Here is a 15,853-nt window from a genome sequence, read left to right as displayed (position 1 = left end):
GAGGCTCCGATAGCGGTGTCCGCACTATACGTCACAACTCGGATACATCAATTCTTATTTTATTTCATATACTTACACGAATACAAAGGTATACAAACCGACTATCTCATTGATTTGGCTGCCACAGCTCGATCGGATTTCCTTCCGGATCGTGAAGCCGCGCGAACTTTCCGATCTCACTGTCCCAGTCGGGGCGGGTCTCAACAGCGATTCCGGCAGCTTCAAGCTGCTGTATCATCGCGCCCAGATCGTCGACCCGAAAATTGATCATCCATTGCTGATCCGGGTTTCCGAAATACTCAGTGTCTTTCGCGAACGGCGCAAACACCGTATACCCTTCGCGTTGCTTCCAGGGCACCGGATCATAGTGGTTTACGCCCAGATGTTCTTCGTACCAGCGGCTTAATGCCTCGGGATCACTGGCCCGAAAAAATACGCCCCCTATACCGTTCACTTTCTCCATGCTTCGCTCCAACAATACGCATGTCTATTATACCACAACCCGCCCGCTTCATCTGGCCATAAATATCCTGGGGGTTTGGGGGCAAAGCCCCCAATAGTACAAGTAAAGAAAAGGGCGCCCAAAGGCGCCCTTTGCAATTGGATCAGACCGGTGGATCAATCGATCATCGGCAGCAGCTTGTCCAGCGATGCTTTGGCGTCGCCATAGAACATGCGGGTATTTTCCTTAAAGAACAGCGGGTTTTCGATACCCGAATACCCTGTACCCTGACCGCGTTTGGACACGAAGACCTGCTTGGCCTTCCAGCATTCCAGAACCGGCATACCGGCAATCGGGCTGTTGGGATCTTCCTGCGCCGCAGGGTTCACGATGTCATTCGAGCCGATGACGATGGCCACATCCGTATCCGGGAAGTCGTCATTGATCTCGTCCATTTCCAGAACGATATCATAGGGCACCTTCGCCTCGGCCAGCAGCACGTTCATATGGCCCGGCAAACGGCCCGCGACCGGGTGGATCGCAAAACGCACCTCTTTACCCTTGGCGCGCAGCTTACGGACCAGTTCACTGACCGATTGCTGTGCCTGCGCCACCGCCATACCATAACCGGGAATGATGATAACGCTGTCGGCATCGTTCAGGGCTGCAGCAACGCCATCCGCCTCGATGGCCACCTGCTCGCCCTCAACGGCCATCTGTTCACCCTGCGGGCCACCAAAGCCGCCCAGAATCACGCTGACAAAGTGACGGTTCATCGCCTTGCACATGATGTAGGACAGGATTGCACCGCTTGAGCCCACCAGCGCACCGACCACGATCAGCAAGTCATTGCCCAGCGAGAAACCAATAGCCGCCGCGGCCCAGCCCGAATAGCTGTTCAGCATCGACACAACCACCGGCATGTCCGCGCCACCGATGCCCATGATCAGGTGATAACCAATGAACAGCGCGGCCAGGGTCATCAGGATCAGCGGCAGCAGCCCACCGGACGAGGTATACCAGATCAAGCAGATCAGCGAGAGACCCGCAGCCGCTGCGTTCAGCGCATGACCACCGGGCAGCTTTGTCGCAGCCGAGGTCACTTTGCCCGCCAGCTTGCCATAGGCCACGACCGAACCGGTAAAGGTGATCGCACCGATAAAGATGCCCAGGAACAGCTCTACATGAAGGATTGCCAGCTCGGCCGGTGTCTTCTTGGCGATCAGTTTGGCAAAGGTGCCCAGATCATGCAGATCCGCCTCTTTTGCCGTATCCGCAATCGCCAGGACCTGCGCCACGTTGCCGATCTCAAAATGCGCATTGAAACCCACAAACACCGCGGCCAGACCGACCAGCGAATGCATCGCGGCCACAAGTTGCGGCATCTCGGTCATCTGGACGCGCTGCGCCACGTATTGACCGATCAGACCGCCGCCAATGATCAGCAGGATCGACAAAAGCCACAGGCCAGACCCGGGGCCAACCAGCGTGGCAAAGACCGCCAACGCCATACCGACGATGCCGTACCAGACCGCGCGCTTGGCGCTTTCCTGGTTCGACAACCCGCCAAGGGAAAGGATGAACAAAACAGCCGCAACAACGTAGGCGGCAGTGGTGAAGCCAAATTCCATGTGCCCGGCCTCCTTAAGATTTCTGGAACATGGCGAGCATGCGCCGGGTTACGAGGAAGCCGCCGAAGATGTTGATCCCGGCCATGAAGACAGACAGTGCCGCCAGCAGAATGACCAGGAACGACCCCGATCCGATCTGCATCAAGGCCCCAACGATGATGATCGACGAGATCGCGTTGGTGATCGCCATCAGCGGCGTATGCAGGCTGTGCGAGACATTCCAGATCACCTGGAAGCCCACGAATATGGCCAGCACGAAGACGATGAAATGCTGCATGAAGCTGGCCGGGGCAACCAGCCCCACCAGCAGCATCAGCGCGCCACCAACACCCAACAACGTGAACTGCTGCTTGGTCTGCGCCTTGAAGGCCGCAATCTCCTGCGCCTTTTTCTCTTCCGGGGTCAGTTCCTTGACCTCGGGCTTTTTCTGCGCCGCAATCGCCTGAATCTTGGGCGGCGGTGGCGGGAAGGTGATTTCACCTTCATGCGTCACGGTCGCGCCGCGGATCACATCGTCTTCCATGTTGTGATTGATCTGACCGTCCTTTTCGGGCGTCAGATCGGTCATCATGTGACGGATGTTGGTTGCATAAAGCGACGAGGATTGCGCCGCCATCCGGCTGGGGAAGTCGGTATAACCGATTATGGTCACGCCATTGTTGGTGACAACTTTCTCATCCGGCACGGTGCCTTCGACGTTACCGCCACGCTCGGCTGCAAGGTCGATGATGACCGAACCCGGCTTCATCGCCTTGACCATATCCTCTAGCCACAGCTTGGGCGCCGGACGGTTGGGGATCAGTGCGGTGGTGATAACGATGTCCATCTCGGGCGCAAGTTCGCGGAACTTGGCCAGCTGGGCGTTGCGGAATTCTTCCGACTGGACCGAGGCATACCCGCCTGTGGCCGCGCCGTCCTGCTGCTCTTCTTCGAAGTCCAGATAGACGAACTCAGCCCCCATCGATTCGACCTGTTCGGCCACTTCAGGGCGCACGTCGAACGCGTAGGTGATCGCGCCCAGCGACGTGGACGTCCCGATTGCGGCCAGACCGGCCACACCGGCCCCAACGATCAGCACCTTGGCAGGAGGAACTTTACCGGCGGCGGTCACCTGGCCGGTGAAGAAACGGCCAAAGTTGTTGCCTGCCTCGATCACGGCGCGATAGCCTGCGATATTTGCCATCGACGACAGCGCGTCCATCTTCTGCGCGCGCGAGATGCGTGGCACCATCTCCATGGCGATCACGTTGGCGCCCTTGGATTTGGCCAGCTCCATTCCTTCTTCGTTGCCCGCAGGATTGAAGAACGAAATCAGGGTCTTGCCCTTGGTCAACCGTTTCAGTTCGGCCTCAGTCGGGATCCGAACCTTGGCAATGATATCCGCAGTCTTCCACAGCGACGCTGCGGTCTTGACCACCTCAACGCCTACGGCCTCGTATGCGGCATCCGAAAAACCGGCAGCCGCGCCCGCGCCTTTCTCGATCAGGCACTCATAGCCCAGTTTCTGCAATTGCACGGCCGAGTCGGGCGTCATTGCAACCCGGTTCTCACCGTCCAGTATTTCCTTTGGCGTGCCTATCTTCACTGGCAGTCCCCCTAATTTTTACTCTGTCCGAGCGGGTGGTCGGTATTCTTTGTTAAGCAAAGATGTATCCTGCGCAACATTATTTCGCAAGCGCAGCATTTTTTACGTGACATCACAAGATCAGCCACTTTAGATCCAACGCCGCGTCTTGCGTTCATAGCGTGCGAAATCGGTGCGGAATTGTCGGCGCAGGCGGTCTTCTTCCGGCAGGATGAACCGGCGCTCCAGCACCCAGACGAAGAACGGAACCAAAACCAGTGACAACACGGCGTCAAACCGCAGAATCAAACCCGCAAGAATCAGTACGTCTCCGACGTAGATCGGGTTTCGACTGCGTTTGTAGATGCCCGTTTGCACCATCGCGGTCGGTGTCTCATGGGGAATGACGGTTGTTTTATGGCGGCGAAACTCGACAATGGCCAGAACGGCCATCAGAACGCCACCGCCGATCAGAACGCCACTGAGAAGGTCGGTCAGGCCGCTCTCAAGTGACAGGCCCAGCGCCATGTATCTGGCTTGTGCCCTTGCCAGCACCGCAAAAGCGATCAACCAAACTGGCGGTACATCTATCCAGCGCATTCTAAGCCCTCATGAACGACGACAGTGTCGGGTATATGTCGCTTCTGACCGACGTCCTACCGTTTTTCGGCCAGATTAGCAAAAGACCAGTATGTCGCATCGATAGACAGACATGTCAGGATCGGCTACCCCAAATGCAACAAAAGACGACCACACAAGTGAGTGAGCTTTCATGACCGATTTTGCAGCAACCAAAGCCATGTTCGACCTGCCCGAGGGCGTGATTTATCTGGACGGCAACTCTTTGGGCCCGCTGCCTAAAACGGCTGCGTCTCGTGTGCAGAACATGCTGACCGAGGAATGGGGGCAAATGCTGATCACCGGCTGGAACAAAGCCGGTTGGATGGGCCTTCCCACAGGGCTTGGAGATCGAATTGGCCGCCTGATCGGAGCCGAGCCAGGCAGCGTCGTGACCGGCGATACCCTGTCGATCAAGGTTTATCAGGCCGTGTCCTCTGCCCTTGAACTGAACCCGGCCCGCAAGGTTGTGCTTTCTGACAATGGGAACTTTCCGTCAGACCTGTACATGGTCGATGGCCTGCTGCGATCCCTTGGGAGCGCATACGAACTGCGCGTCGTCGACCCGCAGGACGTCGCAGATGCAATCACCGAAGAGGTCGCAGTCCTGATGCTGACCGAAGTGGATTACCGCACGGGCCGGATGCACGACATGAAGGCACTGACGGAACTGGCCCACGCCAACGGTGTCGTGACGGTTTGGGATCTGGCGCATTCCGCAGGGGCCATCCCCGTTGACCTTGCAGGGTGCAATGCAGATTTCGCAGTCGGGTGTACTTATAAATACCTCAATGGCGGCCCCGGTGCGCCCGCGTTTATTTATGTTGCGCCCCGACTTGCAGATAGTGTGCGCCCGGCCCTGTCTGGTTGGCTGGGGCACGAAGCGCCCTTTGCCTTTGACCTGGACTATCGCCCCGGAAGCGGGATTGAGCGTATGCGCGTGGGAACACCTCCGATCATCCAAATGACCGCACTTTCGGCGGCCATGGACATCTGGGATATGGCCGACATGGCGGATGTGCGCGCCAAATCCATTGAATTGACCGAGCTTTTCATTCGTCAGGTCGAGGCGACCTGCCCAGACTTGCAATTGGACAGTCCGCGCGCGCCCGAGCAGCGTGGCAGTCAGGTTTCATTCCGCTTCAAGGACGGCTACGCCGCGATGCAAGCGCTGATCGCGCGTGGTGTCGTCGGAGATTTCCGAGCACCTGACACAATGCGGTTTGGTTTCACGCCACTGTATATCGATGAAAGCGATGTCGAGCGTGCAGTCGGGATTCTGGCGGATGTCATGCAGAACAAGCTTTGGGACACGCCCGAGTACAAAACCCGGCAGCGCGTTACCTGATTTCCAGCCCGGCCCCGATCAGGGCCGCCAACTGGTTGGTGCGCCTTTCAAATTCCTCGGCGTCTGACGCAGTCAGCTTGATCGCCTTCAGCGTGACCGTAAGTGTTTTCGCCGTTTCTTCAGGCGTGTCGAACAGACGAACGCGGCCAGCACCCTGCTCTCGCCTCAGCCATTCGGCATAAAGCGCGGTTAGTTCACCTTCGCCCCGTTCGACAATGTCGATGGCCATGGATTTGGTCGTGTCCAGCATCTCAAGCCCATGCGGCGACGCCAAAATCGCAGCCATGCCCTCGGTCTGGGCGTGGATCGCCTTTCTGGCAATGTCCGAAACCGAGCCTTCACCGTTCAGCGCCTCGGCCACCGCTGCGGACTTTTCCTCGTAATGTCGTTCAGTCAGCTTGCGAACGATCGCTTCCTTGTTCCTGTAATACAGATAAACCGCTGGCCGTGACATCCCCGCACCGCGCGCAATGTCATCCATCGAGGTCTTGCGGAACCCGTATGCGGAAAAGGCCTGAAAAGCAGATGCTAGGATCGCTTTCTGCCGGGATTCGTCACTCGTATCTTTCATGCGCAAATCTCTGACATTTTTTGTTTAATTTGTCAATTGACAGACTGACACTTTACAACCATTATGTCAGAACCTGCCACAGTTACAAAAGGTGCGCCATGGCGACAGCCCTAAAGATTAACGGAATTCCTCACCAGATCGACCTGCCGGATGATGTTCCCCTGCTTTGGGTTCTGAGGGATGAGGTTGGCCTGACCGGCACCAAGTTTGGCTGTGGCGTCGCCGCTTGCGGCGCCTGTACAGTTCATATCGATGGCGAGGCGGTACGCTCGTGCCAAGTGGCGCTGTCGGATGTCTGGGGTGACGTGACCACAATCGAAGGCGTTGGCACGCCAGAAGCACTGGCTACTATCCAGCAATCCTGGGCTGATCATCAGGTGGCGCAATGTGGCTATTGCCAGTCGGGCCAGATCATGCAGGCCGCTGCCCTGCTTGCGGAAAACCCTGCGCCCACGGACGCAGAGATCGATGAGGCGATGCAGGGAAACCTGTGCCGCTGTGGCACCTACCCCCGCATCCGGGCCGCGATCCACGACGCAGCATCGAAGTTGAAGGAGGCGTAAGAGATGGCTTCTGTTGGCAAAATTATCCGCCGCACGTTCCTGATCGGCTCGGCCGCGATCGTCGGTGGCGTCGCCTTTGGCGCGTATTATGTCACCCGCCCTGCCCCCAACCCGCTGAAACCGAAAGAAGGTGAAGCGGCCCTGAACCCCTTCGTGCTGATCGATCAGAATGGCATCACCCTGTTCGCGCCCCGTGCCGAGATGGGACAGGGCGTGAAAACCACGTGGGCCGCGCTGATCGCCGAAGAACTGGACGTCGATCTGGATCAGATCACCGTTCTGCACGGTCCAGCAGCCGCCGCCTATTACAACTCAGCCATGATGGGCGAGGGACTGCCAAACAAGGGCTACGACATCTCGGACTTCCAACACAACTTAGGTGAAGCTCTGGGGGTTCTTGGCAAGGCCCTTAGCCTGCAAGTCACAGGCGGCTCCACCTCGATGAAGGACGGGTTCGAGAGGATGCGGCAAGCCGGTGCTTCGGCCCGTGAAACGCTGAAACGCGCCGCCGCTGATCGGTTGGGTATCGACCCCTCGGATCTGAAAACAGCTTCAGGCCATGTCATCACGCCAAACGGTGACAAGATCGCTTATACCGATCTTGCAGTGGAAGCGGACGGACTGGAACCCGTCGAGGTACCTTTGCGAGACCCGTCCGAATGGCGTTATCTGGGACGGACACAACCGCGACTGGACATGGTGGGCAAAGTGACAGGCACTGCCGAGTTTGGCATCGATGTTCGCCTGCCCGGTATGAAATTTGCTGCCGTGCGCATGAACCCCAAACTTGGCGGCGCGATGAACAGCTTTGACGACAGTGCTGCAATATCCATGCCCGGGGTCGAGAAGGTTGTTGATCTGGGCACAGGTGTTGCCGTGATCGCGAACAACACATGGCTGGCCAATCAGGCGGTTGAGGCTGTTGAGATCGACTGGGGCGATGCGCCATATCCACCTGATACCGATGGCATTTTCTCAAAGATTGCCGAGGCGTTTGACGAAGCGCCGAACTCGACCATGCGCGATGATGGCGATGTCAGCGTGACGCCGGATGGCGCAACCGAGGTCACTGCCGAATACCAAGTGCCCTATCTGGCGCACGCCACGATGGAGCCGATGAATGCCACCGCGCTCTATACCGGAAACGCTCTGGAACTGTGGTGCGGCAATCAGGCCCCGACGCTGATCCGTTTTCGCGCTGCGAATACCGCAAATCTGGACACTGAGGCTGTTCAGATTCACACCACCTATCTGGGGGGAGGGTTTGGCCGCCGGGGCGAACTGGATTTCGGAGAAATCGCCACCAAGGTCGCCATGGCCATGCCTGGCACACCGGTCCAGACAACCTGGAGCCGCGAAGAAGACATGCGTCACGACTACTTCCGCCCCGGCGCCATCGCCCGGATGCGCGGCGCTGTTCAGGACGGCAAGGCCGTTCTTATTGACGGCAAGGTTGCATCGCAGTCCTGCACGCAACAGGCGGTCGAGCGTTACACCGGCTTCCCCGGAGGCGGACCCGACAAAGTGCTGGTCGAAGGGTTCTTCAACCAGCCTTACGCCGTGCCAAACTACCGGATGAGCGGCCACGTCGCTGATCTGGCTGTCCCGGTGGGCTTCTGGCGTTCGGTCGGCAACAGCCACAACGGCTTTTTCCACGAGACCTTCATGGACGAATTGGCCCATGCCGCAGGGCGCGACCCGCTGGACTTCCGGCTAGAACTGATGAGAACCGAACATGCCCCATCTGCAGGATGTCTGGAGGCGGTCAGGGAAATGTCCAACTGGACCGGAAAAACACCTGACGGTGTAGGCCGTGGCGTGGCCTTCACCTACAGCTTCGGCACTCCGGTGGCTCAGGTTATCGAAGTGGTCGACGAAAACGGTGCCATCCGCATCCACAAGGCCTGGATCGCCTGCGACATGGGGCTGGCGCTGGACCCGGAAAACGTCAAGGCGCAGATGTTTGGCGGCATGATGTATGGCCTGTCAGCCGCGTGTTTCGGCGAGATTACCTTTGCCGACGGGGAAGTCGAGCAGTTCAATTTCCCCGACTATGACGCCCTTCGCATGCATTCCGCGCCACAAGTCGAGGTGCGCGTTCTGGAAACCAACCGCCATATGGGCGGCGCTGGTGAGCCCGGCACGCCCCCCTCGATGCCCGCACTGGGCAACGCCCTGTTTGATTTGACGGGAAACCGCGCGCGCAGCCTGCCGCTGGTCAATCAGTTCAACCTGCTGGTCTGATTGCCATTCACCTTCCCCTGCACCGGTCCGTCGCGCGCCCGCACGGTCCGGTGCCCAAGTCAGGCTGATTTCTGAACTGCCTGACAGGCAATCCCCGCCGCCCATCCCCGCACAGCCATGCCGAAGGCTTCGAACAAGGGGCGTGAAACCGGGTCGTTGATCGCATCCCATTCGGGATGCCATTGCACGGACAGCGTAAATCCGGGCGCGTCCTTGATGTAGATCGCCTCGGGCGTTCCGTCCGGCGCATGCCCATCGATCACCACACGCTGTCCGATGCACTTGATCCCCTGCCCGTGCAGCGTGTTTGTCATGACCTCCTGCGCACCAAACAAGTCGTGGAACACACCGTTTTCCGTCAGTTTCACCACGTGGCGCAGCGCAAATTTTTCCTCAAGTGTACCATCGGGCGGCATCCGGTGGTTCATCCGCCCCGGCAGATCACGAATTTCCGGATAGAGTGTTCCGCCCATGGCCACGTTGACCTCTTGAAATCCGCGGCAAATGCCCAGAAACGGCTGACCCCGTTCCACACAGGCCCGAACCAGCGGCAGGGTGATCGCGTCACGCGCGCGGTCAAACTCTCCATGCGCCTCGGTAGCCGGTTCACCATATTCTTCGGGATGCACATTGGGGCGACCGCCGGTCAGAAGAAAGCCGTCGCAAACCTCCAGCAACTCCTCAACCGACACATAACGGGGATCGGCGGGGATCAGCAGCGGCAAACATCCCGATACGTTCGCCACAGCGTCCGAATTCATCGTCCCCCCTGCATGGGTCGGGTATTGATCGTTCATGAGGTATGAGTTGCCGATAATACCAACAACGGGTCGAGACATTCCGCTTTCCTTGTTATACATCCCCTTGAAAAGGAAGCTAACCGCAGCTTCACAGTCGTGCAAGAATACACCTCCTGCGTGACAGCGCAGGGACGTGTTCAGGGGTGCACAAATACCCCCCGCGATCAGTCAAGTCACGGCTCGTTTTCCCCGCCTAAAACTTCAAGTCGGAAACATGCGCCAAGTCATTGCTTTGACGGAGCTGCTCTCAATGGTCGGACTTAAATCTCGCCGTCCAACCCGGCGGCCTCAATTCCCGCCATCGCAACGGCAGCATCGTTTTCTGACGTGTCGCCGGTTACCCCAACGGCACCGATCACGTCCCCTTTTCGACCCCGCAGCAAGACCCCGCCCGGAACTGGTACGACCTGCCCGCCATACACTCCGTTTACCGCCGCCATAAAGTAGGCTTGCGCCTCGGCCCGTTGCATCTGTGCCGTGCCCGCCATTCCCAGCATGACAGAGCCATATGCCTTGCCATGCGCAATCGCAAAGCGGCCCGGTGCTGCATCATCCTCACGCTCGAACGCGATGACGTGGCCGCCTGCGTCCAGAACAACCACCGAAAGTGGCTTAAGCTCCATCTCGCGGCCTTTCTCAAGCGCTTTGCGGATAATGGTGCGGGCTTTGCGAAGGGAAACTTCCATGTGCATTCCTGTGTCTGCATGTCGAAAGAAGAAAGGGGGCGGATCGCCCCCTTCGTTTTACGCTGTGGCCGCCTTCAATTCCAGACGGCGCGCGTGCAGGACCGGCTCGGTGTAGCCCGAGGGCTGCACACGACCTTTGAACACAAGGTCACAAGCCGCCTGAAAAGCGATTCCGTTAAAGCCCGGCGCCATCGGGACATAACCCGGATCACTTGCATTCTGGCGGTCCACAACAGCCGCCATTTTCTGCATCGCAGCCATCACCTGTGCTTCGTCGACAATGCCATGATGCAACCAGTTGGCCAGTGCCTGAGACGAAATTCGGCAGGTCGCACGGTCTTCCATCAACCCGATGTCATTGATGTCGGGGACTTTGGAGCATCCCACGCCCTGATCGACCCAACGCACGACATAGCCCAGAATGCCTTGTGCATTATTCTCGACCTCGCGCGAGATTTCTGCGTCACCAAGGTTGCGGCCCCCCAGCAAGGGAATGGTCAGCAAATCGTCAAGTGTTCCTCGGGCACCCGCCGCTGCGATCTCGTCCTGACGGGCCAGTACGTTGACCTTATGGTAATGTGTGGCGTGCAGCGTCGCAGCTGTGGGCGACGGCACCCAGGCGCAGGTCGCACCAGCCAGCGGGTGACCGATCTTGGCCTCAAGCATGTCGCCCATCCGGTCCGGCATCGCCCACATGCCTTTGCCAATCTGCGCCTTGCCTTTCAGGCCACAGGCCAAACCGATATCGACATTGCGGTCTTCATAAGACGCAATCCAGGGCGTGTTCTTGATGTCGCCCTTGGGCAGCATCGGCCCGGCCTCCATCGAGGTATGAATCTCATCCCCCGTCCGGTCCAGGAAACCGGTGTTGATAAAGGCGACGCGCGATTTCGCGGCGCGAATGCACTCTTTCAGGTTTACCGACGTGCGGCGCTCCTCATCCATGATCCCCAGCTTTACGGTGTTGCGCGGCAGACCCAGAATGTCTTCGACCATGTCGAAAATCTCGACCGCAAAGGCAACCTCTTCCGGCCCGTGCATCTTGGGCTTCACAACATAAACCGACCCTTCGACCGAGTTCCCCCCATCCCGTTGCAGGTCATGCATTGCGATCAGAGTGGTGCAGAGTGCGTCCATCAACCCTTCGCCAATCTCGCGCCCTTCGGCGTCCAGAACGGCCGGGTTCGTCATCAGGTGGCCGACATTCCGCACCAGCATCAGCGACCGGCCTTTCAGGGTCGCCTGCTCACCTGTCGGTGTGGTGAAAGTCAGATCCTCTGCCAGCTTGCGGGTAAACGTGGTGTCGCCCTTGGTGACGTCTTCGGTCAGATCACCCTTCATCAGACCCAGCCAGTTGCCATAGGCAACGACCTTATCCGCCGCATCAACACAAGCGACCGAGTCCTCGCAGTCCATAATCGTTGAAAGGGCGGATTCCAGCCGGACATCGGCGATACCTGCGCGATCAGTGGCGCCGATGGCGCCAGTCGGATCGATCATGATCTGAATATGCAGACCATTGTTTTTCAGAAGCACAAAATCCGGCTTGTCTGCCGCGCCACCGAAACCAACAAATTGAGCAGGGTTTGCCAGTGCCGGGGAAAGAACACCTTCTTCAACATGCAGTCCCGACACATTGGCCCAAGACCCACCAGCCAGAGGCACGGCGTCATCCAGAAAGGCTTTTGCCCAGGCTATCACCCGCGCACCGCGCGCCGCATCATACCCACCACCTGTTGGCAGATCGCCTATCGCATCGGTGCCATAAAGCGCATCATACAGGCTGCCCCATCGCGCGTTCGCCGCGTTCAGCGCAAAGCGCGCGTTGGTGATCGGCACAACCAGCTGCGGGCCCGGCGTCAGCGCAATCTCGGGGTCGACATGTGTCGTGTCGATCTGAAACCCGTCGCCTTCCTCGACCAAATAACCGATTTCCTTCAGAAAAGCCCGATAGTCAGTGGGATCAATGCTCTGACCCTCGCGCGCAATATGCCAGCTGTCGATGCGCCCTTGAATCTCGGCGCGCTTGGCCAGAAGCGCGCGGTTCTTCGGCCCCAGTTCAGACACCAGTCGCGCCAGACCCGCCCAGAAATCCTGCGCCGACACACCCGTACCCGGCAATGCCCGCGTCTCGATAAACTCTGCCAGTATTGGATCGATCTGCAGCCCGCTCAGGGTTTGTCTGCCACTCATCTTCCTGCTCTCCCGCGATTGTGTGCCATTGTATGCGTAAGTGACTTAGGCCGAAAGTTTCCGATAGGCAACTTTCGACTTTGCGTTAGGGTTATTCGGATCGAAGGGAAGCTGTTTCAAAAACAACAAGGGAATGGCGGGGGCCAGTTGCAGCTCTGGAACGATGCCCCTAACGTCGCGCCAGACACGAACCGATGCGAGGCCCCCATGCGCGACGCTGCCCCCACCACGATCTTCCTGAAAGACTACACTCCGTTTGGTTATCTGCTGGACAGCGTACACCTGACCTTCGATCTGTCCGCACATGCAACACGGGTCACGTCGCGTATCGCGTTTCGTCCAAATCCCGACGCGACCGATCGCACCTTTTTCCTGCACGGCGAAGATCTGAACCTGATCCGCGCGTCCATCAACGGATCCGAAGTTTCGCCTGACGTCACGGACAAGGGCCTGACCGCCGGTGTTCCCGACGCCCCGTTCCTCTGGGAAGCCGAGGTTGAGATCGATCCGGGCAACAACACGGCGTTGGAGGGGCTTTATATGTCGAACGGCATGTATTGCACCCAGTGCGAGGCGGAAGGTTTCCGCAAGATCACATATTATCCGGATCGCCCCGATGTCATGTCCACCTTTACCGTGCGCATCAATGGCGACCTGCCGGTTCTTCTGTCGAACGGCAACCCCTCGGGCAAGGGCGAAGGATGGGCCGAATGGACCGACCCGTGGCCCAAGCCTGCCTATCTGTTTGCGCTTGTCGCTGGGGATCTTGTGGCCCATCCTGATCGGTTCACCACCAGATCAGGCCGGGATGTTGAGTTAAACCTGTGGGTGCGTCCGGGGGATGAAGGCAAGTGCGCCTTCGGCATGGAGGCGCTGAAGAAGTCCATGAAATGGGACGAAGATGTCTATGGCCGGGAATACGATCTGGACGTCTTCAACATCGTCGCCGTCGATGACTTCAACATGGGCGCGATGGAAAACAAGGGGCTGAACATCTTTAACTCTTCGGCTGTTCTGGCCAGTCCTGAAACCTCGACCGATGCCAATTTCGAACGGATCGAGGCGATCATCGCGCATGAGTATTTCCACAACTGGACAGGCAACCGCATCACCTGCCGCGACTGGTTCCAGCTGTGTCTGAAAGAAGGCCTGACCGTCTTCCGCGATGCACAGTTCACATCCGACATGCGCTCGGGCCCTGTGAAACGCATACACGACGCCATAGACCTGCGCGCGCGGCAATTCCCCGAGGATAACGGCCCGCTCTCGCACCCGGTACGACCCGAAAGCTTTCAGGAAATCAACAATTTCTACACGGCCACGGTTTACGAAAAAGGTGCCGAAGTCATCGGCATGTTAAAGCGGCTGGTCGGGGATGAGGCCTATGCAAAGGCGCTGGACCTCTATTTTGACCGCCATGACGGGCAGGCCTGCACGATCGAGGATTGGCTGAAAGTGTTCGAAGACACTACAGGCCGCGACCTGACCCAGTTTAAACGCTGGTACAGCCAGTCGGGCACGCCGCGTTTGACCGTATTTGAAGATTGGGCCGACGGGACCTTTACCCTGACACTGAAACAGCGCACCGATCCCACACCGGGTCAGGCAGAGAAACTGCCGCAGGTGATCCCGGTCGCCGTTGGCCTGCTGGGACCAAACGGGGATGAGGTCCGCACGACCGAAGTGCTGGAACTGACAGAGGCCGAGCAAAGTTTTCAGTTCACGGGGCTTGCGACAAGGCCCACAGCTTCGATCCTGCGCGATTTTTCGGCACCGGTCATCCTGGAACACGATCATTCAAACGCCGAACGCGCGTTTCTGCTGGCGCATGACACAGATCCGTTCAACCGCTGGCAGGCTGGCAGATCGCTGGCGCAAAACACCTTGCTGCGGATGATCTTGGACGAGGCAACCCCGGACGCCGATTACCTTGACGGGCTGCTGGCCGTGCTGCGCGACGACACGCTGGACCCGGCCTATCGCGCCTTGATGCTTGGGCTGCCGACGCAATCCGAACTGGCTGCGGCATTGCATGAACACGGTCAAACGCCCGATCCGATGGCAATCTGGTCGGCGGTCGAAACGCTGCGGCAGGCCACGGCACAGCATGTGCAGGATCTGCTGCCCCGCCTGCACAGCGAGGCGTTGGTTGATGGCCCCTACAGCCCGGATGCCCAGCAATCCGGAAAACGCGCCCTTGGCAGTGCGGCATTGGCGCTGACCTCTCGTCTGGACGGAGGGGCAATGGCGGCCGCTGTGTATACCAAAGCGGATAACATGACCCTGCAACTGACAGCCCTGTCCTGCCTGTTGCGTGCCCGCAAGGGCGAGGCCCAACTGACCGCCTTCTATGACCAATGGCAGCATGATCGGCTGGTCATGGACAAATGGTTTGGCTTGCAGGTGACCATGGCCGCACCCGAGGCGACACCGGAAACGGCAAAGGCATTGACCGGGCATCCCGATTTCAACTGGAAGAACCCGAACCGGTTCCGCGCTGTCATGGGGGCCTTGGCGATGAACCACGCAGGGTTCCACCAGCCGGATGGTGCCGGGTACAGCCTGCTGGCCGATTGGCTGATCCGCCTTGATCCTGTGAACCCGCAAACCACGGCACGGATGTGTTCAGCTTTTCAGACCTGGAAACGGTATGACGCCGAGCGTCAGGGCCAGATGCGCACGCAGCTTTCTCGCATTGCAGAAACACCGAACCTGTCGCGCGACACGACGGAAATGGTATCCCGCATCCTCGGCACATGACACCCTACAGCTTTACCCGCCGCAACCGGAACACACGAACACTGGTCATTCTGGCCAGTGTCTACGCGACCCTGCTGGCGCTGGTCATCCTGTTCGACGCGGCTTGGTGGGTTGTCGGCCTGCTGTCTCTTGCCACTCTCCCCGCGATCTGGGACGTGATCCAGAATACCAGCGCTGGCGTGCAGCTGGACCGGGATGCCGTACGCTGGTTCACGGGCAATCGGCAGGGCGATATCCCAATGCGGGATATCGACCATTTCCGATTTGACACCCGGTGGGACTTTTCCGTTCGCGTATCCATCGTCCTGAAATCCGAGAAACGAATCCGGCTGCCAGATGAGTCTCTGCCACCGCATCGGAATCTGGAAACCATTCTAAAACAGGCAGGTTTTCGCGTAGACCGTCATCATTTCACTGTTTTCTGAAACACTGC

Annotated in this window: 13 protein-coding genes; 5 read left to right on the top strand and 8 right to left on the bottom strand. The window is 58.6% G+C overall.

What is annotated here, in order from left to right; all coding sequences use genetic code 11:
• Positions 1 to 106: 106 nt before the first annotated feature.
• From ACR0D9_RS01170 to ACR0D9_RS01155, 4 genes are all read right to left on the bottom strand, one after another.
• Positions 107 to 463 carry a VOC family protein gene (locus tag ACR0D9_RS01170; RefSeq protein WP_209504483.1) on the bottom strand — a complete coding sequence of 119 codons (357 nt, stop codon included), beginning with the start codon at positions 461 to 463 and terminating at the stop codon, positions 107 to 109.
• Positions 464 to 618: 155 nt separating this feature from the next.
• Positions 619 to 2,073 carry an NAD(P)(+) transhydrogenase (Re/Si-specific) subunit beta gene (locus ACR0D9_RS01165; protein ID WP_209504484.1) on the bottom strand — a complete coding sequence of 485 codons (1,455 nt, stop codon included), beginning with the start codon at positions 2,071 to 2,073 and terminating at the stop codon, positions 619 to 621.
• A gap of 13 nt (positions 2,074 to 2,086) precedes the next feature.
• The gene (locus tag ACR0D9_RS01160; protein WP_267364292.1) at positions 2,087 to 3,658 is read right to left on the bottom strand and encodes a Re/Si-specific NAD(P)(+) transhydrogenase subunit alpha; all 1,572 of its coding nucleotides are present in this window, start codon (positions 3,656 to 3,658) and stop codon (positions 2,087 to 2,089) included.
• A 129-nt stretch (positions 3,659 to 3,787) separates the two neighbouring features.
• The gene (locus tag ACR0D9_RS01155; protein WP_480537440.1) at positions 3,788 to 4,237 is read right to left on the bottom strand and encodes a methyltransferase family protein; all 450 of its coding nucleotides are present in this window, start codon (positions 4,235 to 4,237) and stop codon (positions 3,788 to 3,790) included.
• 172 nt (positions 4,238 to 4,409) lie between these two features.
• Here ACR0D9_RS01155 and kynU point away from each other — a divergent pair, with 172 nt between their 5' ends.
• A complete protein-coding gene (kynU, locus tag ACR0D9_RS01150; RefSeq protein ID WP_480537439.1) occupies positions 4,410 to 5,603 on the top strand; it encodes a kynureninase in 1,194 nt (397 codons plus the stop codon).
• Here kynU and ACR0D9_RS01145 read toward each other — a convergent pair.
• Positions 5,596 to 6,174, bottom strand: a complete 579-nt coding sequence (locus ACR0D9_RS01145; RefSeq protein ID WP_480537438.1) for a TetR/AcrR family transcriptional regulator — start codon at positions 6,172 to 6,174, stop codon at positions 5,596 to 5,598. The two genes, kynU and ACR0D9_RS01145, sit on opposite strands and share 8 nt — an antisense overlap.
• A gap of 98 nt (positions 6,175 to 6,272) precedes the next feature.
• On the opposite strand from ACR0D9_RS01145, the gene ACR0D9_RS01140 reads away from it, so the two are divergent.
• Entirely contained in the window at positions 6,273 to 6,737 is a 465-nt protein-coding gene (locus ACR0D9_RS01140; protein ID WP_267364287.1) for a (2Fe-2S)-binding protein, read from the top strand.
• Positions 6,738 to 6,740: 3 nt separating this feature from the next.
• The gene (locus ACR0D9_RS01135; protein ID WP_480537437.1) at positions 6,741 to 8,981 is read left to right on the top strand and encodes a xanthine dehydrogenase family protein molybdopterin-binding subunit; all 2,241 of its coding nucleotides are present in this window, start codon (positions 6,741 to 6,743) and stop codon (positions 8,979 to 8,981) included.
• Between the two features lie 59 nt (positions 8,982 to 9,040).
• On the opposite strand, the gene ACR0D9_RS01130 is transcribed toward ACR0D9_RS01135, so the two are convergent.
• The 3 genes from ACR0D9_RS01130 to ACR0D9_RS01120 all read right to left on the bottom strand — a co-directional run bounded on the left by ACR0D9_RS01130 (position 9,041) and on the right by ACR0D9_RS01120 (position 12,660).
• A complete protein-coding gene (locus tag ACR0D9_RS01130; RefSeq protein ID WP_480476009.1) occupies positions 9,041 to 9,820 on the bottom strand; it encodes a gamma-glutamyl-gamma-aminobutyrate hydrolase family protein in 780 nt (259 codons plus the stop codon).
• A gap of 221 nt (positions 9,821 to 10,041) precedes the next feature.
• Entirely contained in the window at positions 10,042 to 10,467 is a 426-nt protein-coding gene (locus ACR0D9_RS01125; RefSeq protein WP_480481817.1) for a GlcG/HbpS family heme-binding protein, read from the bottom strand.
• Between the two features lie 57 nt (positions 10,468 to 10,524).
• Positions 10,525 to 12,660: a malate synthase G gene (locus tag ACR0D9_RS01120; RefSeq protein ID WP_480537436.1), complete on the bottom strand. Its 2,136-nt coding sequence runs from the start codon at positions 12,658 to 12,660 to the stop codon at positions 10,525 to 10,527.
• 207 nt (positions 12,661 to 12,867) lie between these two features.
• On the opposite strand from ACR0D9_RS01120, the gene pepN reads away from it, so the two are divergent.
• A complete protein-coding gene (gene pepN, locus ACR0D9_RS01115; RefSeq protein ID WP_480537435.1) occupies positions 12,868 to 15,420 on the top strand; it encodes an aminopeptidase N in 2,553 nt (850 codons plus the stop codon).
• On the top strand, positions 15,417 to 15,845 hold the full coding sequence (locus tag ACR0D9_RS01110; protein ID WP_480537434.1) for a hypothetical protein: 429 nt from the start codon (positions 15,417 to 15,419) through the stop codon (positions 15,843 to 15,845). Before pepN ends, ACR0D9_RS01110 begins: the two co-directional genes overlap by 4 nt.
• Positions 15,846 to 15,853 lie beyond the last annotated feature (8 nt).

The sequence above is a fragment of the Ruegeria sp. AK11 genome (assembly GCF_056541095.1).
Note: the sequence above shows the minus strand (reverse complement) of the source record. Positions and strands in the feature narration are given on the sequence as shown.